Origin of the sequence: Frigoribacterium sp. Leaf263, from assembly GCF_001422285.1 — a bacterium.
Taxonomy (GTDB): domain Bacteria; phylum Actinomycetota; class Actinomycetes; order Actinomycetales; family Microbacteriaceae; genus Frigoribacterium.
Genome location: NZ_LMMO01000003.1, coordinates 527093 through 547488 on the forward strand (window position 1 = coordinate 527093; position 20396 = coordinate 547488).

General features: G+C 71.1%; 21 protein-coding genes. 19 read left to right on the plus strand and 2 right to left on the minus strand.

Going from position 1 to position 20396, the window contains the following annotated elements; all coding sequences use genetic code 11:
* Positions 1–18: 18 nt before the first annotated feature.
* The 10 genes from ASF17_RS06475 to rbfA all read left to right on the plus strand — a co-directional run bounded on the left by ASF17_RS06475 (position 19) and on the right by rbfA (position 11105).
* On the plus strand, positions 19–873 hold the full coding sequence (locus ASF17_RS06475; protein ID WP_055796808.1) for a DUF58 domain-containing protein: 855 nt from the start codon (positions 19–21) through the stop codon (positions 871–873).
* On the plus strand, positions 860–1342 hold the full coding sequence (locus ASF17_RS06480; protein WP_055796811.1) for a hypothetical protein: 483 nt from the start codon (positions 860–862) through the stop codon (positions 1340–1342). Before ASF17_RS06475 ends, ASF17_RS06480 begins: the two co-directional genes overlap by 14 nt.
* Positions 1333–2352 carry a vWA domain-containing protein gene (locus tag ASF17_RS06485; protein ID WP_055796814.1) on the plus strand — a complete coding sequence of 340 codons (1020 nt, stop codon included), beginning with the start codon at positions 1333–1335 and terminating at the stop codon, positions 2350–2352. Before ASF17_RS06480 ends, ASF17_RS06485 begins: the two co-directional genes overlap by 10 nt.
* On the plus strand, positions 2349–3413 hold the full coding sequence (locus tag ASF17_RS06490; RefSeq protein WP_055796817.1) for a vWA domain-containing protein: 1065 nt from the start codon (positions 2349–2351) through the stop codon (positions 3411–3413). Before ASF17_RS06485 ends, ASF17_RS06490 begins: the two co-directional genes overlap by 4 nt.
* Positions 3414–3418: 5 nt before the next feature.
* On the plus strand, positions 3419–4234 hold the full coding sequence (locus ASF17_RS06495; RefSeq protein WP_156357327.1) for a hypothetical protein: 816 nt from the start codon (positions 3419–3421) through the stop codon (positions 4232–4234).
* A gap of 65 nt (positions 4235–4299) precedes the next feature.
* Positions 4300–6063 (plus strand): proline--tRNA ligase, encoded by a 1764-nt coding sequence (locus ASF17_RS06500; protein ID WP_200913445.1) that lies wholly within the window; start codon positions 4300–4302, stop codon positions 6061–6063.
* A gap of 155 nt (positions 6064–6218) precedes the next feature.
* Positions 6219–7208: a transcription termination factor NusA gene (nusA, locus tag ASF17_RS06505; protein WP_055796824.1), complete on the plus strand. Its 990-nt coding sequence runs from the start codon at positions 6219–6221 to the stop codon at positions 7206–7208.
* Between the two features lie 93 nt (positions 7209–7301).
* On the plus strand, positions 7302–7604 hold the full coding sequence (locus ASF17_RS06510; protein ID WP_082475116.1) for a YlxR family protein: 303 nt from the start codon (positions 7302–7304) through the stop codon (positions 7602–7604).
* A gap of 75 nt (positions 7605–7679) precedes the next feature.
* On the plus strand, positions 7680–10463 hold the full coding sequence (gene infB / locus ASF17_RS06515) for a translation initiation factor IF-2 (protein WP_055796828.1): 2784 nt from the start codon (positions 7680–7682) through the stop codon (positions 10461–10463).
* A gap of 99 nt (positions 10464–10562) precedes the next feature.
* Entirely contained in the window at positions 10563–11105 is a 543-nt protein-coding gene (rbfA, locus tag ASF17_RS06520; protein ID WP_055796831.1) for a 30S ribosome-binding factor RbfA, read from the plus strand.
* Here rbfA and ASF17_RS06525 read toward each other — a convergent pair.
* A complete protein-coding gene (locus tag ASF17_RS06525) occupies positions 11102–11971 on the minus strand; it encodes an A/G-specific adenine glycosylase (RefSeq protein ID WP_055796835.1) in 870 nt (289 codons plus the stop codon). The genes rbfA and ASF17_RS06525 overlap by 4 nt on opposite strands.
* 85 nt (positions 11972–12056) lie before the next feature.
* On the opposite strand from ASF17_RS06525, the gene ASF17_RS06530 reads away from it, so the two are divergent.
* The 9 genes from ASF17_RS06530 to ASF17_RS06570 all read left to right on the plus strand — a co-directional run bounded on the left by ASF17_RS06530 (position 12057) and on the right by ASF17_RS06570 (position 19855).
* Positions 12057–12617 (plus strand): hypothetical protein, encoded by a 561-nt coding sequence (locus ASF17_RS06530; RefSeq protein ID WP_055796838.1) that lies wholly within the window; start codon positions 12057–12059, stop codon positions 12615–12617.
* 43 nt (positions 12618–12660) lie between these two features.
* A complete protein-coding gene (gene truB, locus ASF17_RS06535) occupies positions 12661–13563 on the plus strand; it encodes a tRNA pseudouridine(55) synthase TruB (RefSeq protein WP_055796841.1) in 903 nt (300 codons plus the stop codon).
* Positions 13560–13928: a hypothetical protein gene (locus ASF17_RS06540; protein ID WP_055796845.1), complete on the plus strand. Its 369-nt coding sequence runs from the start codon at positions 13560–13562 to the stop codon at positions 13926–13928. Before truB ends, ASF17_RS06540 begins: the two co-directional genes overlap by 4 nt.
* A gap of 58 nt (positions 13929–13986) precedes the next feature.
* Positions 13987–14406, plus strand: coding sequence for a hypothetical protein (locus ASF17_RS06545; protein ID WP_055796848.1), 420 nt, complete (start codon positions 13987–13989; stop codon positions 14404–14406).
* The gene (locus ASF17_RS06550; RefSeq protein WP_055796851.1) at positions 14406–15350 is read left to right on the plus strand and encodes a bifunctional riboflavin kinase/FAD synthetase; all 945 of its coding nucleotides are present in this window, start codon (positions 14406–14408) and stop codon (positions 15348–15350) included. The genes ASF17_RS06545 and ASF17_RS06550 overlap by 1 nt, the downstream gene beginning before the upstream one ends.
* 141 nt (positions 15351–15491) lie before the next feature.
* Complete coding sequence (locus ASF17_RS06555; protein WP_055798367.1) at positions 15492–17012, plus strand: SDR family oxidoreductase; 1521 nt, start codon at positions 15492–15494, stop codon at positions 17010–17012.
* Between the two features lie 78 nt (positions 17013–17090).
* Positions 17091–17675, plus strand: a complete 585-nt coding sequence (locus ASF17_RS06560; protein ID WP_055796854.1) for a GDSL-type esterase/lipase family protein — start codon at positions 17091–17093, stop codon at positions 17673–17675.
* A 69-nt stretch (positions 17676–17744) separates the two neighbouring features.
* A complete protein-coding gene (locus ASF17_RS06565) occupies positions 17745–18110 on the plus strand; it encodes a DUF6804 family protein (RefSeq protein WP_055796856.1) in 366 nt (121 codons plus the stop codon).
* A 113-nt stretch (positions 18111–18223) separates the two neighbouring features.
* Positions 18224–19855, plus strand: a complete 1632-nt coding sequence (locus tag ASF17_RS06570) for a stealth conserved region 3 domain-containing protein (RefSeq protein ID WP_082475117.1) — start codon at positions 18224–18226, stop codon at positions 19853–19855.
* A gap of 44 nt (positions 19856–19899) precedes the next feature.
* On the opposite strand, the gene ASF17_RS06575 is transcribed toward ASF17_RS06570, so the two are convergent.
* Positions 19900–20376: an NUDIX hydrolase gene (locus ASF17_RS06575; protein ID WP_055796859.1), complete on the minus strand. Its 477-nt coding sequence runs from the start codon at positions 20374–20376 to the stop codon at positions 19900–19902.
* Positions 20377–20396: the final 20 nt, after the last annotated feature.

The following is a 20396-nucleotide window of genomic DNA, read 5'->3' on the forward strand; positions in this document are numbered from 1 at the left end:
CTCCGTGTTCGGACCACGATGTCGTTGCTCGCTCATCGGCGCACCCTCGATCTGCTCGAGGGCGGATACGCGTCGGTGCACCACGGTCGCAGCCACGACTTCGACGATCTGCGGGCGTACGTGGCGGGCGACGACGTCAAGGACATCGACTGGAAGGCGACGGCGCGGCACGGGGAGCCTCTGGTCAAGCGCTACATCGCGAGCCGGCGCCAGCATCTCGTCCTCGTCGTCGACACGGGTCGCAACATGGCGGCGACCGCGGCCGGGGGCGAGACGAAGAAGGACATCGCGGTGATGGCTGCCGGGGCGCTCGGATACATCGCGGCCACGCACGGCGACACGGTCTCGCTCGTCATGGGCGACGAATCCGGGGCCGTCGCACTCCCGTCCGGCGGCACGGAGGCGCATCTCGAGATGCTCCTGAGGCGGATCGACGCCCGGGTCTCGCTCGATTCGGCGCGCAGCGACCTCGTGGGCCTGCTCGACTGGGTCGCTCGCGGGGTGCGGCGTCGCTCCCTGCTGCTGGTCGTCACCGACGACGTCGCTCTCGACGACCGCCTCACCCGGCTGCTCCGTCGGCTGCGGGCCCAGCACGAGATCGTCTGGCTGACCGTCGGCGACGCGGATCTCATGACCCGCGGGAGCCGGGCGACCGACGTGTACGACGTCCATGAGATGGCGGGGCTGCCCGCGTATCTGCGCGAGAACCGCGAGCTCCGGCGCGAGTTCGATCGCGCGGACGAGTCGCTGCACGACCGGACGGTGCGCGGGTTGCGGTCGCTGGGCATCAGCAGCGAACGCGTGGGCAGTCGTGCCGCCGTCGTGCCGGCGCTGTTCGCCCTGATCGAGAAGCACCGCCGTGCTCGCCGATAACGGGTTCTTCGGCCCCTATCAGTACCCGGGCTGGGTGCTGTGGACGGCGCTCGGTCTCGTCCTCCTGCTCCTCGTGGCGGGCTGGTTCGTCTTCGTGGCGCGATTCACCGCGCGTCGGCTGCCTCCGGAGGCGCGGCTCGCCCTCCGTCGGGAGCCACCGGCCGATCTCGCCTCGCTCCGCAGCCGCTACCTCGCTCTCATCGACGAGATCGCGTCGGCGTCCGAGGAGGGGGTCCTCGACGACCGTGCGGTCCATTCACGGCTCAGTCTGCTGCTGCGGTTCTTCGTGCACGAGACCGACGGGGTCGACACGCACGTCATGACCCTCGCCGATCTCCGCGAGGCGGACCTGCCGCGACTCACGGGGGCGGTCGCGCAGTTCTACCCGCCGGCGTTCGAACGGCTGCGGCCGGGCGAGCCCGCGCAGGCTCTCGAGACCGCTCGGGAGGTCGTGCGCTCATGGGCCTGATCTTCTGGTGGATGCCGCTCCTGCTGGCGCTCGTCTGTCTCGGGGTGACCCTGTTCGAGGTCCGCCGTCGGCGCCGTGACCGCGATCGACGGCGGCGTCTCGGCACACCCGTGGCGCACGGTGAACGTCTCACGCGCCTCCCCGTCTACCGACGCCTGGTCTCCCGTTACCGTCTCGTGCTCGTCGCGGCCCTCGTCGGCCTGATCGGGCTCGGGGGAGTCGCGGGCCTGCTGGCCTCGCGGGTGTCGAGCGTCGATGTGGTCGAGCCGCCGTCGTTCAAGCGCGACATCATGCTCTGCCTCGACGTCTCGGGGTCGATGACCGAGGTCGACTCGCAGATCGTCGAGACGTTCGGTCGACTCGCGGAGGGTCTCGACGGAGAGCGGATCGGTCTGTCGCTCTTCGACAGCTCGACGGTGACGGCGTTCCCGCTGACCGACGACTACGACTTCGTCCGCACCCAGCTCGAGCTCTACCGGCAGTCGTTCGACAGCGCCGGCGACGAAGGCACGCGGTACTGGTCGGGAACCGACCTCGGCAGCGGGGCGAGCCTGATCGGCGACGGCCTCGCCTCCTGCCTGCTCGGCTTCGACGGCGACGGCGACGGCGACGGCGACGGCGAGAGCACGAGACCGCGCTCGATCGTGCTGGCCACCGACAACTACGTCAACGGCGAGGCGCTGGTCACGCTGCCCGAGGCCGGCGAGCTCGCGACCGAGCGCGGCGTCCGCGTCTACGCGGTCAACCCGGCCGACTACTCGACCGACGCCGTCGCCGACGAGGTCGCCGCGGAGCTCCGGACGACCGTCGAGTCGACGGGTGGGGCCTACTACGCGCTCGACGACGCGACGAGCGTGGCCGGGATCATCGAGCGGATCGACGCGAGAGAGGCGGGCCTGTTCACCGGGGCCCGCCGGCTCGTGGTGACCGATGACCCGAGGGGTCTCGCGATCGCCGGGCTGCTCGCCGCCGCCGCCGCGCTCGTGCTCCTCTGGCGGGTGCGACTGTGACCCCGGTCGTGTTCGATCCCGTGCTGCCCGTCGGCGTGCTGATCGTCGCCGCGGCCGTGCTCGGCGGTTTCGCGGTCTGGCGGCTCGTGGCCGAGCGCCGGAGTCCCCGCCTCAGGGCGGCGTGGGCGCGGCGGACGGCCGTGGTCGTGCTGCTGCTCGTCATCGCCGCACGCCCCGGGGTGCCCGGCGGCTCGTCGCCCGCGTCGGCGGCGGATCTCAACGTCTTCTTCGTCGTCGACACGACCTCGAGCATCGCGGCGGAGGACTGGGGGGACGGCGCCCCTCGTCTGGACGGCGTGCGTGCCGACGTGGCCTCCGTGACGGAGCAGCTGGCGGGCGCCCGCTTCTCGCTCATCTCCTTCGACAGCTCGGCCGTGCTGCGGACGCCGCTGACGGACGACGCGTCGGCGCTCCTCACCGCCGCCCGGGTGATGAACCGCGAGATCACCTACTACTCGTCGGGCAGCTCCATCAGCGAGGCGAACGACCTCCTCGCCGAGCGGTTGTCCGAAGCGCGCGAGACCGACCCCGGACGGGCGAACGTCGTCTACTACCTGGGCGACGGCGAGCAGACGGCCGACGAGGACCCCGGGTCCTTCGCCGCCGCGGCGGATGACGTCGACGGGGGAGCGGTGCTGGGCTACGGCACCGCCGAGGGCGGCCGCATGAAGGTCTTCGACGGCTACGGCGACGACTACTCGACCGACGAGTACATCGTCGACCGCACCCGGGCCGGTTCGCCCGAGGCGGTGTCCCGCATCGACGAGGAGGCGCTCCGGACGATCGCGGACCAGCTCGGCGTTCCCTACGTACACCGCGAGGCCGACACCCCGGTCGACGCCGCGGTGGCCGATGCTCGCGACGGCCGCGTGGTCTCGACCGACGCGCGCGCGGAGAGCGTCACCGAGCTCTACTGGCTCGCCGCGGTGCCCCTCGTCGTCCTGGTGCTCCTCGACGTCCTGCTCGTGCTGCGGGCGCTCGGGGAGATCCGGCCGGCCCGGGGCGACGGATCGTCCCGCGCCTCCTCGGCTCCGCGCTCGGCGGATCGGGCACGGTCGTGACGGCCGTGACCGGCCCCCCGCCCGTCGACCGGTGGGGCGGCACCTCGCCTGTGGACGAGACGGCGGTCGACGCGTACCGTCGTCGCCTCCGACGACGCCTCGTGCTGTGGTCGCTGCCGGTCGTCGTCGTGGCGCTGCTCGTGGCGGTCAAGCTGCTGAGCCTGCCCGTCCTGGCGGGTCTCACCCGATGGGCCTACGACGAGGGGGCCTACGAGCGGAGCACCTCGTTCAGTGAGCCGCTCGGGCTGGCCAACGTCGTCGAACCCTGGGTGCATCACTTCGATCGCGGGGCGGGCTACGCCCGGATCGGGGTCCTCGACGTGGCCCGGCAGGAGTTCGGCACGGCCCTGCGTCTGGCCCCCGACGACCCGACCATCTCGTGCGTCATCCGCACGAACCTCGTGCTGACGATCGAGGCGCAGGGTGACGCCGCCCTTCTCGAGCAGCGCTTCGACGACGCCGAGGAACTCTTCGGCGAGGGGCGGGAGGCCATCGCGGAGGCGCCCGAGGGATGCTTCCTGCCGCCGGAGGACGCGGCGGCGCCCGACACGTCCGAACCCCTCGAGGAGGCCGACGGTCGTCTCGGCGACAAGGAGGAGGAGGCGCAGCGCGAGCAGGAGGGCGGCGATCAGCAGCCCGGCGACGAGGGCGAGCCCGGCGCCGGTGGCGACGACCAGGGCGAGGGCGGCGGCGGGTCGGGCGACCCGCTCGACCGGCTGCGCGACCAGGGCGAGCAGAGCCGGCGCGAGCAGCAGCAGGACGCCGACCGCGAGCGCTACTACGACGAGAATCCGCAGGAGTACGACGGCCGTCCCTGGTGAGGTCGGGTGGCGCCCGGCTGCTCCGTGCCACGGGAGCGAACGGGCGTCGGCCCTAAGCTAGGGCCGTGTCCACACGTCTGTCCCAGCTCTTCGTCCGAACCCTCCGTGAAGATCCCTCCGATGCGGAGGTGACCAGCCATCGGCTCCTCGTCCGCGCGGGGTACATCCGTCGCCAGGCGCCGGGAGTATTCGCCTGGCTGCCTCTCGGCCTCCGGGTCAAGGCGAAGATCGAGGCCGTCATCCGCGACGAGATGCAGGCGGCGGGGGCCCAGGAGGTCCACTTCCCCGCTCTGCTGCCCCGGGAGCCCTACGAGGTCACGGGTCGCTGGGTCGAGTACGGCGACGCTCTCTTCCGTCTGAAGGACCGCAAGGGCGGCGACTACCTGCTCGCGCCCACCCACGAAGAGGCCTTCACGCTGCTCGTGAAGGACCTCTACTCGTCGTACAAGGACCTCCCCCTGACGCTCTTCCAGATCCAGGACAAATACCGCGACGAGGCGCGTCCGCGTGCCGGACTCCTGCGCGGCCGCGAGTTCACCATGAAGGACGCCTACTCGTTCGACGTGTCCGACGCCGGTCTCGACGCCAGCTATCAGGCGCAGCGCGACGCCTACGAGCGCATCTTCACGCGTCTCGGCCTCGAGTACGTGATCGTCAAGGCCGACGCCGGCGCGATGGGCGGCTCCCGCAGCGAGGAGTTCCTGCACCCGACGGCCGTCGGCGAGGACACCTTCGTCCGCTCCGCCGGCGGGTACGCCGCCAACGTCGAGGCGTTCACGACCGTCGTGCCGGGCGCCGTGCCCCTCGACGGTCTCCCGGAGGCGCTCGAGCTCGAGCCCGCCGACACCCCCACGATCGACACGCTGGTCGCGCAGCTCAACGCGCACAACGCACGCCCCGACGGCCGCGAGTGGACGGCGGCCGACACCCTGAAGAACGTCGTCGTCGCTCTCAGCCACCTCGACGGCTCTCGCGAGCTGGTCGTGGTCGGTCTGCCCGGCGACCGCGACGTCGACATGAAGCGCCTCGAGGTCGCCTTCGCCCCCGCCGAGGTCGAGGCGGCCGGCGAGGCCGACTTCGCCAAGCACCCCGTGCTCGTCAAGGGCTACCTCGGTCCGCAGGTCCTCGGGCTCGAGTCCGACTCCGGCATCCGCTACGTCGTCGACCCCCGTGTCGTCGACGGGTCGGCCTGGGTCACGGGCGCGAACCGACAAAGAGTGCACGTCGCGGGTCTCGTCGCCGGCCGCGACTTCGTCCCCGACGCCGTCATCGAGGCCGCTCAGGTCCGCGAGGGCGACCCCGCGCCCGACGGCTCGGGGCCGATCGAGACGGCCCGGGGCATGGAGATCGGCCACGTCTTCCAGCTCGGTCGGAAGTACGCCGAGGCGCTCGGCCTCAAGGTGCTCGACGAGAACGGCAAGCAGGCCACGGTCACCATGGGCTCGTACGGCATCGGCGTGACGCGCATCCTCGCGGTCATCGCCGAGTCGAACAACGACGAGAAGGGCCTCGTCTGGCCCGCGAACGTCGCCCCCTTCGACGTGCACGTCGTCGCCACCGGCAAGGACCCCGTCGTCTTCGAGGTCGCGGAGCGGCTGACCGCCGAGCTCGAGGCGAACCGTCTCGACGTCCTCTACGACGACCGGCCCAAGGTCTCGCCCGGGGTCAAGTTCGGTGACGCGGAGCTCCTCGGGGTGCCGCAGATCGTCGTCGTCGGCCGGTCGGCCGGCGAGGGCGTCGTCGAGCTCTGGGACCGCCGGACGGGCGAGCGGACCCCCGTGCCCGTGGCCGAGGCCGTGGCGACCCTCTCGGCTCCCCGCACCGTCTGATCGACCGACGACCCGCGCCTCCTCGGTCCCGGCCCAGGAGGCGCGGGTCGTCGGACGTCCCGGTGTCGCGGCGGTCCGCCACTCGGGTACCGTAGGGGGATGCTGTGCGCGCCACCGCGCGTGCAGCCTGCAGATCTGAATAGTGGAGGCCCTCAGTGGACATCGACCTGAGTGTGCTGCGCCTCATGGAGCGCGAGCGTGAAATTCCCTTCGACGAACTCGTCGGCATCATCGAGCAGGCCATCCTCACGGCTTACCTCAAGCACACGAACCAGCCGGAGAGCCGTGTGCCGGCCGCCCGCGTCGAGCTGGACCGCAAGACCGGTCACGTGTCGGTCTTCGCCATCGAGCGCGACGAGGAGGGCGAGGTCGTCGGCGAGTCCGTCGACAGCCCCAGCGACTTCGGTCGCATCGCCGCCTTCGCCGCGAAGCAGGTGATCAACCAGCGTCTGCGCGACATCGGCGACGACAAGGTCCTCGGGCAGTTCAAGGGGCGCGAGGGCGACATCGTCGCCGGCGTCATCCAGCAGGGTCCGAACCCCCGCATGGTCCATGTCGACCTCGGGACGGTCGAGGCGATCCTCCCCCCGGAGGAGCAGGTGCCCGGCGAGAAGTACGTGCACGGTTCGCGCATCCGCGTGTACGTGACCGGCGTCAGCAAGGGGACGAAGGGGCCGCAGATCACGGTCTCGCGCACGCACCCGTCGCTCGTCCGCAAGCTGTTCTCCCTCGAGGTGCCCGAGATCGCCAGCGGCGTCGTCGAGATCGTCTCCCTGGCCCGCGAGGCGGGGCACCGCACCAAGATCGCCGTCCGCGCCACCGAGGCCGGCGTCAACGCCAAGGGCGCCTGCATCGGCGAGATGGGCGCGAGGGTCCGCGCCGTGCAGACCGAGCTGAACGACGAGAAGATCGACATCGTCGACTACTCGAGCGATCTGCCCGTCTTCGTCGCGAGCGCGCTGTCGCCCGCCAAGGTGTCGTCCGCCTTCGTCATCGACAAGGCGACCAAGGCCGTCCGCGCCCTCGTGCCCGATTACCAGCTGTCGCTCGCCATCGGCAAGGAGGGCCAGAACGCCCGCCTCGCCGCCAAGCTGACGGGCGCGCGCATCGACATCCAGCCCGACTCGATCCTCGAGGACGACTGAGCCGGCCTCTCCGAACCCGAGTCGCCCGGGGTCGATCGGCGCACCACGCCGTTCGCCCCGAGCGTCTCCCGTCCGACGACCCGAGGGGGTAAGGTGGAACCCGTCAGAACGTGCATCGGTACTCGAGCGCGCGCTCCGCGATCCTCACTCGTGAGGGTCGTCGCCCGAAACGGACATCTCGTGGTCGACCAGACCGCGACGCTTCCCGGGCGGGGTGCGTGGTTGACGCCGTCGATCGACGCGTTCGAGTCGGCAGCGAAGCGCAGGGCCTTCCGCCGTGCGCTCCGCCTCGACTCAGAACCCGACGTCGACGAGCTCCGCGCCTATTTCATGCGGATCACCCCTGCACGACCAGTAGCCACGACAGAACAGGCTGAACGGCACATGGACAACTAATGAGCGGCTCGAAATGAGACCCGTCCAGAACTGAAGGCCCCTCCCGTCTCGGGAAGGGCCCGAGACAGGAGAACTGTGGCTAAACCACGCGTACACGAGATCGCCAGCGAGCTGGGGATCGACAGCAAGACCGCACTCGAGAAATTGAAGGAGATGGGCGAGTTCGTCAAGGGACCGTCCTCCAGCGTCGAGCCCCCTGTGGCTCGCAAGCTGCGCCAGGCCTTCGCCGGCGCCGCGAAGCCCGCGGCCGCTCCGGCCGCTCCGGCCGCCGCCCCCAAGACGCCGGCCTCATCGGCGCCCAAGCCCGGCGGACCCCGCCCGGCCGCGCCCAAGCCCCCCGTCGCCGAGCCGGAGTCCGCGCCCGTCGTGGCGAGCGAGCCCGACGCCGAGGCCGCTCCCGCCCCCGTGGCGCCCCTGACGGTCGCCGAGCGTCAGGCCCAGGCCGAGGCGCAGCGCGCCGCCGCCGCTGCGGCGAAGGACGACACCACTGCTCCGGCCGCCGACGCCGCCACCCCCGGTGCCGCGGGTCCGAAGCCCGGCGGCCCGCGCCCCGGTGCTCCCCGCCCCGGCAACAACCCCTTCGCCAGCAACCAGGGCATGGGGCGACCCAGTGCTCCGCGTCCCGGCGGATCCGGTGCGGCCAGCAGCATGCCGCGTCCCGGTGGAGCAGCGGGCCCCCGCCCCATGGCTCCCCGTCCCGGCGCACCCCGCCCCGGCGCCCCGCGCCCCGGTGTCGGCGCCAGCCCCCGTCCCAACGGCTTCGGCCAGCGTCCCGCCGGCGCGGGTGCCCGTCCCGGCGGCGCCGGCGGCGGGTTCCAGCGTCCCGGCGGCGGCGCCCCCGGTGCTGCCGGCGGATTCCGCCCCGGCTTCGGCCCGCCCCGTCCCGCCGGTGGCGGTGGCGGTCGCGGTCGTGGCCCCGGCGGCGGCACGGCCGGTGCCTTCGGTCGCGGTGGCGGCAAGAGCAAGGCCCGCAAGTCGAAGCGGACGAAGAGGGCCGAGTTCGAGATGCGGTCGGCTCCGTCGCTGGGTGGCGTCAGCGTCCCCCGCGGCGACGGCAGCACGATCGTCCGTCTCCGCCGCGGTGCCTCGATCAGCGACTTCGCCGACAAGATCGACGCCAGCCCCGGCAACCTGGTGACCGTCCTCTTCCACCTCGGTGAGATGGCGACGGCGACCGAGTCGCTCGACGAGGCGACCTTCCAGGTCCTCGGCGAGGAGCTGGGCTACAACATCCAGGTCGTCTCCCCGGAGGACGAAGACAAGGAGCTCCTCGAGGGCTTCGACATCGACCTCGAGCAGGAGCTCGAGGACGAGGACGAGTCCGTCCTGCAGATCCGTCCCCCGGTCGTCACGGTCATGGGACACGTCGATCACGGTAAGACGCGACTCCTCGACGCGATCCGCAACGCCAACGTCGTCGCCGGCGAGGCGGGCGGGATCACGCAGCACATCGGTGCGTACCAGGTATGGGCGCCGCACGAGGGCGTCGAGCGCGCCATCACCTTCATCGACACACCCGGTCACGAGGCGTTCACCGCCATGCGTGCCCGTGGTGCGCAGGTGACCGACATCGCGATCCTCGTCGTCGCGGCCGACGACGGCATCATGCCGCAGACGGTCGAGGCGCTGAACCACGCCCAGGCGGCCGGCGTGCCGATCGTGGTCGCGGTCAACAAGATCGACAAAGAGGGTGCGAACCCGGCGAAGGTGCGCCAGCAGCTCACCGAATACGGCCTCGTCGCCGAGGAGTACGGCGGAGACGTCATGTTCGTCGACGTGTCGGCGCGCGACAACAAGAACATCGACGCGCTGCTCGAGGCGGTCCTCCTCACGGCGGACGCCGGTCTCGACCTGCGGGCGAACCCCGACAAGGACGCCCGAGGCGTCGCGATCGAGGCTCGTCTCGACAAGGGACGCGGTGCCGTCGCGACGGTGCTCATCCAGTCGGGAACCCTCCGCGTCGGAGACGCCATCGTCGCCGGGACGGCCTACGGCCGCGTCCGAGCGATGATGGACGAGAACGGCGAGGCCGTGCTCGAGGCCTACCCCAGCCGCCCCGTGCTGGTCCAGGGTCTGTCGAGCGTCCCGCGAGCCGGCGACACCTTCCTCGTCACCGAGGAGGACCGCACGGCCCGCCAGATCGCCGAGAAGCGCGAGGCCGTCGAGCGCAATGCGTCGCTGGCCAAGGCCCGCAAGCGCATCTCGCTCGAGGACTTCACCCGTGCACTCGAAGAGGGCAAGGTCGAAGCGCTCAACATCATCATCAAGGGTGACGTGTCGGGTGCCGTCGAGGCGCTCGAGGAGTCGCTGCTGAAGATCGAGGTGGACGACAGCGTGCAGCTGCGCATCATCCACCGCGGTGTGGGTGCGGTGACCGAGAGCGACGTGAACCTGGCGACGGTGGACAACGCCGTCATCATCGGGTTCAACGTCCGTCCTGACACGAAGGCCCGTGAGCGCGCCGCTCGCGAAGGCGTCGACGTCCGCTTCTACTCGGTCATCTACGCGGCTCTCGAGGACATCGAGAACTCGCTGAAGGGCATGCTCAAGCCTGAGTTCGAAGAGAAGCAGTCCGGTGTCGCCGAGATCCGCGAGATCTTCCGCTCGTCGAAGGTCGGCAACATCGCCGGTGTCATCGTCCGCTCCGGAACGATCACGAGGAACGCCCGGGCCCGGGTCATCCGCGAGGGCGTCGTCGTCGGCGACAACCTGGCGATCGACTCGCTCCGCCGCTTCAAGGACGACGTCACCGAGGTGCGGACGGACTTCGAGGCCGGTATCGGTCTCGGAAAGTTCAACGACATCCAGATCGGCGACGAGATCGAGACCATCGAGATGGTCGAGAAGCCGCGGGTCTGATCCCGCGTCGTCGCAGTACACGAGGCCCCGCTCCGACTACGGTCGGGGCGGGGCCTCACCCCTCTCGCCACCCCGGCGAACAGCACGAAGGAGCGAACAATGGTTGACGCGCAACGCGCCCGCAAGATGGCGGACCGCATCCAGGAGATCGTCGCCCGGCGTCTCGAACGCGGCATCAGAGACCCCCGTCTCGGATTCGTCACGATCACCGACGTCAAGGTGACCGGTGACCTCCAGCACGCCTCGATCTTCTACACGGTCTACGGCACGGACGAGGAGCGCCGCGACACCGGCGCGGCCCTCAAGTCCGCGACCGGCATGCTCCGCAGCGAGGTCGGCAAGAACATCACCGCCCGGCTGACCCCGAGTCTCGAGTTCATCCTCGACGCCCTGCCCGAGAACGCCGCCTCGATCGACCGACTCCTGCAGGAGGCGCGACAGCGCGATCACGAGAGCCAGACGATGGCCTCGTCCGCCGAGTTCGCCGGCGAGGCGGACCCGTACGTCAAGCCCCGTGATCTCGACGCCGACGATCTGGACGATGACGATCTGGACGGGGACGACCCCCGCGACGAGCACCCTGCGGTCGACGCGGCGAGTTCGGGCGACGACCTCGCGGAGCCGGACGGCTCGACCCGCTAGTCGGGAAGGCGGTAGCCCTCGTCGGGCGAACCCGCGGCGAGACCGTCGCGGAGGAGCCCGGCGAGGGCTCTGTCGCGCTGGAGCGGCTCCGGCCAGACGGCGTCGATCTCCTTCTTCGTCACGGGTACGTCGCTCGCGCGCAGCTCGGCCATGATGAGCCCCCTGACCTGCCGATCGGATCCGGCGAAGCGCGCCTGACCAGGGAGGCGCGGGCCGACATGGGCCGGACGGCCCGCTGCCACCCAGGCGCACTGTGCGAGCAGAGGGCACGCGTCGCACGAGGGGGAGCGGGCGGTGCAGACGAGTGCCCCGAGCTCCATGACTCCTGCGCTGGCGACCCGCGCCTCCTCGGCGTCGTCGGGAAGCTGGCTCTCCATCAGCGGCAGGTCCCGGGAGGCCTTGGGCGCCCAGGGTTCGGCGAGTCCCTCGACCGCTCGGGCGAGGACTCGTCGGACGTTCGTATCGACGACGGGGTGCCGGTGGCCGTACGCGAACACGGCGACCGCCCGCGCCGTGTAGTCGCCGACGCCCGGCAGGGCGAGCAGCGACGGGACGTCCTCGGGGACGACGCCGCCGTGGCGCTCGGTGATCGCCACGGCCGCCGCGTGAAGCGCCAGCGCCCGACGGGGGTAGCCGAGGCGATCCCAGGCCCGCACCGCCTCCGACGCGGGGGAGGCCGCGAGGTCCGCCGGCCGGGGCCAGCGGTCGAGCCATCGTTCGAGACGCGGGACCACGCGCACCACGGGCGTCTGCTGCAGCATGACCTCGCTGACCAGCGTGCCCCAGGCCGGGAACCCCGGCCGGCGCCACGGCAGATCGCGCCTGTTGACGGTGAACCAGTCGCTGACGGCGGGGGAGATGCTCACCCGCCGAGCCTAGGGGCCTCGGGGCTGCCGCAGCCTGCGCGCCGCCGCCGGGAGCGCTGTCGGGGGTGCGGCGTAGCGTGGGGGCATGACGACGAGATGGGCTCCGGCCAAGAGGGACACGCTCCGCGAACTGGCGAACGAGATCGGGCACAACTACGGCCGCGGCCGCGTCATCATCGCGGTCGACGGTCCTCCCAGCGGCTCCGTGGTGACCGCCGGCCTGGCGGACGACCTGGCGGACGCCCTGCGCGAGTCCGGCCTGACCGCGTTCCGCGCGTCGGTGTCGGCGTTCTCCCGCCGCCCGGAGGGTGCGGGGCGCGACGCCGCGCCCGAGCTGGACGAGAGCGTGTTCCGCCGAGTCCTCATCGAGCCCTTCCGCCTCGGGGGCAGCACGGGATGGGTCGAGGCGGCCTACGACGCCGAGGCCGACCGCCCCGTCGAGTCGAGCTGGGTGACGGGTCCGGCCGACGCCGTCCTCCTCGTCGACGGGTCGGATCTGAGCCGTGACGGGCTCGCGGGCATCTGGCATTACCGCGTGTGGGTGTCGGCCGACGACGACCGCCCCGCCGCCCGGGCGACGGCGTCGGCCGTCATCGACGGCTCGGACCCCGAGCACCCGCGCCGGCGATTCGACGACGCGTGCTGAGGGCCGCGCGGCTCCCGGGCCCGCTCACCTGCGATAACGTCGTCTGGTGAACAGCGGCATCCTCCTCGTCGATAAGCCGCAGGGCATCACCAGCCACGATGCGGTCGCCCGGGTCCGCCGTGCGGCGGGGACGCGCAAGGTCGGCCACGCCGGCACCCTCGACCCCCTGGCCACCGGTCTCCTCGTGCTCGGTCTGAACTCGTCCACGCGCCTCCTGACCTTCCTCGTGGGGCTCGACAAGGGCTACGACGCGACGATCCGGCTCGGGGTCTCGACCACGTCCGACGACAGCGACGGCGACGTCATAGAGCGGGTGTCGGCGGCGGACGTCGACGACGCCGCAGTCGATGCGGGCGTCGCCGCGCTCACCGGTCCGATCAGCCAGGTGCCGACCACCGTCAGCGCCATCAAGGTGGGCGGACGACGGGCCTACGATCTCGCCCGTGAGGGCGTCGAGGTCGAACTGACGGCCCGCGACGTCACGATCACGGAGTTCGCCGTGCTCGACCGCCGCGAGAGCGTCGTCGACGGGCTCCTCGTCCGCGACCTCGACGTGCGCGTCTCGTGCACCTCGGGGACGTACGTCAGAGCCCTGGCTCGCGACCTCGGCGCGGCGTTGGGGGTCGGCGGGCACCTGACGGCCCTCCGGCGCACCCGGGTCGGGCCGTTCGACGTGAGGAGCGCCTCCGTCCTCGAGGGCATCGACGTCGCCCCGGCGCTCATCCCCCCGGCCGCCGTGGCCGAGACGCTGTTCCCGGTCTGGCGGATGACGGCGGGCGAGACCGTCGACCTCGGACACGGCAAGCGCGTCGCGGTGGAGCGCGCCGACACCGAGGGTCCCCTCGCGGCGCTCACTCCCGCCGGCGCTCTCGCCGGGCTGGTGTCGGTCCGCGGCGGTCGGGCCAAGCCCATCGTGAACTTCCCGACCGACGAGGTCGTCTCGTGATCGAGTGGTTCACCTGGCTGCAGGTCGTCGTCGCCTGCCTCGCCGGCATCGTGTGCCTCGTGGCGGGGCTGGCCGGCAGGCTGCCCAACGACGTCACCGTCGGGGCCGCCGCCGTCGTGCTGGTCCTGCTCCTCGTGCAGCTCGTCGTGGCGATCGTCGCGCCCTTCGCGGGCAACGATCCGACCGGCAACGTCGTCGAGTTCTACATCTACCTGATCTCCGCCATCCTGCTGCCGCCGCTCGCGGTCGTCTGGGCGCTGGTCGACAGGTCCCGCTGGAGCAACGTGGTGCTCTCGGCCGCGGTCTTCGCCGTCGCGGTCATGGTCTACCGGATGCTGCAGATCTGGACGGTGCAGACCGCATGACCCACCGCCTCCCCGCACGGTCGTCGACCGGCGCCCCCGCGTCATATCCTTGGTCGTGATGGACACTCAGAAGTCAACGCGTGCGGTCGGGGTCGGTCGCGTCCTCATCGCCGTCTACGCCGTGCTCGCTCTCGCCGCCACCGGTCGATCGGTCTTCCAGATCCTCGAGCAGTTCACCGAGGCTCCGCTGGCTTACACGCTGAGCGCCCTCGCGGCCGTGGTCTACATCGTCGCCACGGTCTCGCTCATCAAGCGGGGTCAGGCCTCGTACGCGGTCGCCTGGGCCACGATCTCGTTCGAGCTGGCCGGTGTGCTGATCGTCGGCCTGCTCACGACCCTCGACCCCCAGCTGTTCCCCGACGACACCGTGTGGTCGTTCTTCGGCCGGGGCTACGGCTTCATCCCGCTCATCCTGCCCGTGCTCGGGATGGTGTGGCTGGCACGGACGCGTCCGCGTTCCGACGACATCGCGCGCTGATGGAGTTCTACGAATCGGTGGCGGACGTCCCGGCCGGGTTCGGCCCCAGCGCGGTCACGATCGGCAAGTTCGACGGCGTCCACGTGGGCCATCGCGCCGTGATCGACCTGCTGGAGGAGGTCGCCGCCGCCGAGGGGCTGACGGCCACGGTCGTCACCTTCGACCGGCACCCCCTCGCCGTGCTGCGACCCGACCGGGTTCCGACGGCCCTGGTGAGCAACCGGCAGAAGCGCGAGCTGCTGGAGGCCGCGGGGGTCGCCGCGACGTTGATGCTGCCCTTCGACGAAGAACTGCGCGCGCTCACCCCCGAGCAGTTCGTCGACCGCATCCTGGCAGGCGCGTTGCATGCCCGGGTGGTCTTCGTCGGGGATGACTTCCGGTTCGGCGTCCGGGGGAGCGGGTCGGTGGCGACTCTCCGCGACCTGGGCGCCTCGCGCGGATTCCGAGTGGTGTCCATCGACGACGTCCGTCCCGCCGGCGGGCGCCGCGCCTCCTCGACCTGGATCCGCGAGCTGCTCGACTCGGGCCGCGTGGGCGAGGCCGCGGACCTCCTCGGGCGGGAACCCACGGTGAGGGGGATCGTGGTGAAGGGCGAGCAGCGCGGGCGCGAGCTGGGGTTCCCCACGGCGAATCTCGCGCCCTTCAGCGAGGGCTTCGTGCCCGCCGACGGCGTCTACGCCGCCCGTGTCCTCGTCGACGGCGTCAGCTACCCCGCAGCCGTGTCGGTCGGGAACAACCCGACGTTCGAGGGGGTCCCGGCGAAGCAGGTCGAGGCGCACCTGCTCGACGTGACCATGGACCTCTACGGCCGCGAGGTCACGGTGCAGTTCATCGACTGGGTTCGGGGCAACGTGCGCTTCGACGGGCTCGAGGCGCTCATCGAGCACATCGCGGCCGACGTCCGTCGGACGCGGCAGATCCTCGGCGTGCCCGCGCCCGCCTGACGTTCGGCCAGGCGCGGCCCGGGCGGGTCCCGACGAGACCGGCTGGGTGTCGGGGGTCCGGCGTACGGTGGGCGCGTGCCCCCCGAGAATTCGAACCCCCAGAATCCGCTCGACAGCGACGCGACCCCGATCGAGGGGGGCGTGTCCGGCAGGCGGGTGCTCGTGACGGGCGCAACCGGCTACATCGGGGGTCGTCTCGCCCCCCGACTGGTCGAGGCGGGGGCCGACGTCCGGGTCCTCGTGCGCTCGCCCGAGAAGCTGGTCGACGTCCCCTGGGCGCAGAACGTCGAGGTGCTCCCCGGCGATCTGACCGATCCCGAGACCGTCGGGCCCGCGATGGCGGGTGTCGACGTCGTCTACTACCTGGCGCACGCGATGGGCGGCAAGGGCGACTTCGGCGATGCCGAGGCCCGAGCGGCCCACACGGTCGCCGACGCGGCGTCGGCCGCCGGTGTCCGGCGCATCGTCTACCTGGGGGGTCTGCATCCGGACGGCGAGCTGTCGAAGCACCTGCAGTCCCGCAAGGACGTCGGTGACATCCTCCTCGCCAGCGGGGTCCCCACCGTGGCGCTGCAGGCCGGGGTGGTCATCGGCTCGGGGTCCGCGTCGTTCGAGATGATCCGTCACCTGACCGACGTCCTGCCCTACATGCCGGCCCCGAAGTGGGTGCGCAACCGGATCCAGCCGATCGCGGTGCGCGACGTGCTGCACTACCTGCTCGGGGCGGCGGACGTGCCCGCCGACGTCAATCGGACCTTCGACATCGGGGGACCGGATGTCCTGCGGTACGGGCAGATGATGAACGGCTACGCGCTCGAGGCGGGGCTGAAGCAGCGGCCGATCGCGTCGCTCCCCGTGTTCACGCCCTGGCTCGCCTCGCAGTGGGTCAATCTCGTGACGCCCGTGCCGCGGGCGCTCGCCGTGCCGATCATCGCGTCGCTGCAGTACGACTGCGTGGTGCACGAGCACGACATCGATCAGCACATCGCTCCACCGGCGAGCGGCCTGCTCCGCTACCGGACAGCCGTCCGGCTGGCCCTCCAGAAGGAGAAGGACGGCGACGTCGAGACGAGCTGGCAGGACAGCAGCGTCTCCGGTGCCCCGAGCGACCTGCTGCCGAGCGATCCCGACTGGTCGGGTCACACCGTCTACACCGACGATCGCGAGACCGAGACGAGCGCCCCGCCGGCGGAGCTCTGGCGTGTCGTCGAGAGCATCGGCGGCGAGAACGGCTGGTACTCGTTCCCTCTGGCCTGGGCGGCCCGGGGATGGATGGACCGCCTCGTCGGCGGGGTCGGTCTGCGTCGTGGGCGGCGCAGCCAGACGACGCTCCGCGTCGGCGACGCCCTCGACTGGTGGCGCGTCGAGAGGATCGAGCACGGCACCCTCCTGCGTCTCCGAGCGGAGATGAAGGTCCCGGGAGGCGCGTGGCTCGACATGACCGTCACACCCGTCGAGGGCGGCGGCTCGCATTATCGACAGCGCGCGGTGTTCTTCCCGCAGGGGCTCGGGGGCCGTCTCTACTGGTTCGCCATCCTCCCGTTCCACGGGGTGATCTTCTCCGGCATGCTCAAACGCATCACCGCGACGGCCGAGCGGGACGCGGCGCACCGGGTCGTCGCACCATCGGGAGCACCGGCCGACGCCACGGACGCGGCATGACCCTGACGCGCCTCCTTGTCGGTTCCCAGCGCGTGCTGACAGCATGGTGCGACAACGCTGTGAAGAAGGAGGTCGACCATGTCGAAGAATGAGACCGTGGTGTTCGTCGGCGACGACGTGACCCGTGCCGGGGACTGGGCCGCCTGGTTCCCCGAAGACGACGTCGTCAACCTGGGCGTCGACGGCGACACGACGGCCACGCTGGCCGAACGCGTGGACGCCGTGGTGGCGGCTCGTGCCGATTCGGTCGTGCTGCTCATCGGGACGAACGACTTCACGGGCCGTCGGTCGGTCGAGCAGGTCGTGCGCGGGGTCGAGAGCCTCCTCGTGACCATGCGCCGCGAGCTGCCGGGGACCCGTCTGCTGCTGCAGTCCATCCTGCCCCGGGGTGCGGAGCTCGCTCCGCGCATCCGCGATGCGAACCGCCACCTGCGCCAGTTCTCGTCGACCGTCCGCGCGCAGTACCTCGACCTCTGGCCGGCCCTGGCCGACGAGTCGGGCGATGCCATCCGACCCGAGTTCGTCGACGAGCAGGGTCGCCTCAGTGCCGAGGGATACGAGGCCTGGCTGACCGAACTGCGTCCGGGCCTCGAGCGCCTCCGGGACGAGCCGCCCATGAGCCGTCCCCTCAGCGTGCTCAACGTCCCCTACGACATCGACTGAGGCCGGCGCCGGCGGGCCGATAAACTCGGGCGGTACCGCCGTCGGCGGTCGATCGAGAGGTTCCCAGACGTGCCAACGCCCACCGCCCCCGCCTACACCCGTCCCGCTCTGGCCCCCGGTCTCCTCGGGGCCGTGGCTCTCATCGTCGGTGTCGTGCTCATCGACTCGGGGCTGTTCATCGGGTTCCGGTACGTCGTGTCGATCCTGGCGCTCATCATGCTCGTGTTCGCCGTCCGCGGCCGGGCATGGTGGGCGACCCCGCTGCTCGCCGCCGTCGCCGTCATCTGGAACCCCGTCGTGGTCATCCCCATCGAGGGGCAGCCCTGGGCGGCACTCCAGTTCGTGGCCGCTGCCGTCTTCATCGCCGTGGGGATCCTCGTCAAGGTGCCCACGGACGAGGCCTCCGTGCCGTCCTCGCGGGCCGGTCGACGCTGAGACCTCCCCGCTTCGGTGGCGGCGATCAGCGCAGAGACGCCACTACCGCTAAAATCAAATGTTCCCCAGTGTGAAGCGGCCTACCCGAGGCCCGCACGGAAGGTTGAGTCTGAATGGTCACCGAGATCACCGGTACGACGGAGAGCCCTCTGCTGACCCCTCGTACCCGATCCGGTGGTCTCGATCGCGATGACGTCGTGCTCCGCAAGGGGCAGTTCACCCTGCTGAACGGGCATCTGACGCCCCAGCAGTCCATGATCGAGGACCTGCTCTACCTGCGCCGCGTCCTCGACGAGTCGGACATCCCGTACCTCCTCGTCCGAGGGAACGACATCCGTCCGGTGATCGCCGTCGACATCGTCCACCGCGAGGCCTTCGTGGCCGCCATGGTCGCCGCCTCGGCGACGGAGCCGTTCTACGCGAAAGCAGGCAAAGGACGCGCGGTCCTCGTGGTCGAGGGCGGCCTGGATGCCGAGAACGAGCGCATCTTCAAGATCTACCGGCCCCGGGTCGAGCCCATCGGGCGACTCCGGTACGGCGCCGGCACGGCCGTGCAGGTCGAGTTCTGGATCGTCACGGACGACGAGATCCTGGCTCCGACCGAGAACGCGCTCATGCGCACGGCGCTGCCCCGGGTCGAGGCCGTCGAGGACACCGTCGAGCGCTTCGGTCTCGAGTGGCCCACCCTCGCGCACATGTTCGACGATCACGCGACCGACATCACGTTCGACATCGACCTCATCTTCTCGTGGGTCGACGGCAACTCGGTCGAGTACCAGCGTGCTCGGGCGGCACAGGCCAAGCGCCACGTCGTCGGCGAGGGCGACGACGCCGCCGCCAGGTTCCGTCAGATCGACGAGCTGAAGTACGCGCTCCGATCGGTCTACATGTTCGCGCCGTGGGTGCGGAACATCTACATCGCCACCGACTCGCCGGTGCCCGAGTGGCTCGGCGACCACCCCCGCGTCCGCGTGGTGCGCAGCGAGGAGTTCTTCTCCGACCTCTCGTACCTGCCGACCCACAACTCGCAGGCCGTCGAATCCCAGCTGCACCACATCGAGGGGCTGAGCGAGCACTTCCTGTACTCGAACGACGACATGTTCTTCGGCCGACCCGTCGCACCGTCGATGTTCTTCTCACCGGGTTCCGTCACGAAGTTCATCGAGGCGGACACCCGCATCGGTCTCGGTCTGAACAACCCGGAGCGCAGCGGCTTCGAGAACGCCGCCCGGGTCAACCGGCGCCTGCTCCAGCAGCGCTTCGGACGCGTGACGACGCGGCACCTCGAGCACACGGCGGCTCCGCTCCGGCGCAGCGTCATGTACGAGCTCGAGCACGAGTTCGCCGACGAGTTCTCGGCCACGGCCGCCAGCCCGTTCCGGGCGAAGGAGAACATCTCGGTCACGAACTCGCTGTACCACTACTACTCGCTCATGACCGGTCGTGCGATCGTGCAGGAGAACGCGCGGGTCAGCTACGTCGACACCACGATGGTGTCGGGGCTCGCCTCGCTCTCCGAGCTGTTGAAGAAGCGCTCCTACGACTTCTTCTGCCTCAACGACGGCAGCTTCCCCGAGGTCAGCGACGACGAGCGCACGGCCACGGTGACCGACTTCCTCGAGCGCTACTACCCGTTCCCGGCACCCTGGGAGCAGGCCGAGATGGACCGGGTCGCCCGCGAGAGCGCGGAGCAGGACCGCCGGGCGCTCCGGGCCGGCGGGCCCCAGGGCAGCATCGAGGGCTAGACGGCGGCGGGTCGGCGGACCCTCGCGCGCCTCCTCGGCTCCGGTCAGTCGGCGGCGGTCCCGAAGCGGGCGGCCGACTCGTCGGACAGAGCCGCGTCGATCCGCCGCCGCATCTCGTCGCCCAGCGGCGGCAGCGAGTCCTGGGCGAACCAGCGCGCCTCGGTGTTCTCGCCATCGGCCGGGTGCGGGTCGCCCGCGCGGTAGCTCATGACGAACGTGTGATCGATGTACTGGGCACGATCGCCGTTGCCGTACACGATCTCGTCGGTCACACCCACAGCGGCGAGTCGGGAGGCGACGGCGACGACCCCGGCCTCCTCGAGGGTCTCGCGGGCAGCGGCATCAGCGGGGTGCTCGCCGGGGTCGATGATGCCGGTGACCGGGGTCCAGGCGCCCGTGTCCGCTCGTCGCACCAGGAGGAGATCGTCGCCCCGCACGACGACGGCGGTGACGCCGCTCAACCAGAGGCGCTCGGTGCCGATCTTCTCGCGGAGGGACAGGACGAATTCGGGCGTCGACATGGAGGAACCCTACCGAGGCC

Bases quoted from the DNA above. Each gene is read 5' to 3' on its own strand.
- ASF17_RS06485 (WP_055796814.1), top strand. From the start codon at position 1,333: ATGGGCCTGATCTTCTGGTGGATGCCGCTCCTGCTGGCGCTCGTCTGT.
- ASF17_RS06550 (WP_055796851.1), top strand. From the start codon at position 14,406: ATGGAGTTCTACGAATCGGTGGCGGACGTCCCGGCCGGGTTCGGCCCC.
- ASF17_RS06570 (WP_082475117.1), top strand. From the start codon at position 18,224: ATGGTCACCGAGATCACCGGTACGACGGAGAGCCCTCTGCTGACCCCT.
- ASF17_RS06530 (WP_055796838.1), top strand. From the start codon at position 12,057: ATGACGACGAGATGGGCTCCGGCCAAGAGGGACACGCTCCGCGAACTG.
- ASF17_RS06575 (WP_055796859.1), bottom strand. From the start codon at position 20,376: ATGTCGACGCCCGAATTCGTCCTGTCCCTCCGCGAGAAGATCGGCACC.
- rbfA (WP_055796831.1), top strand. From the start codon at position 10,563: ATGGTTGACGCGCAACGCGCCCGCAAGATGGCGGACCGCATCCAGGAG.
- ASF17_RS06545 (WP_055796848.1), top strand. From the start codon at position 13,987: ATGGACACTCAGAAGTCAACGCGTGCGGTCGGGGTCGGTCGCGTCCTC.
- ASF17_RS06560 (WP_055796854.1), top strand. From the start codon at position 17,091: ATGTCGAAGAATGAGACCGTGGTGTTCGTCGGCGACGACGTGACCCGT.
- ASF17_RS06475 (WP_055796808.1), top strand. From the start codon at position 19: ATGTCGTTGCTCGCTCATCGGCGCACCCTCGATCTGCTCGAGGGCGGA.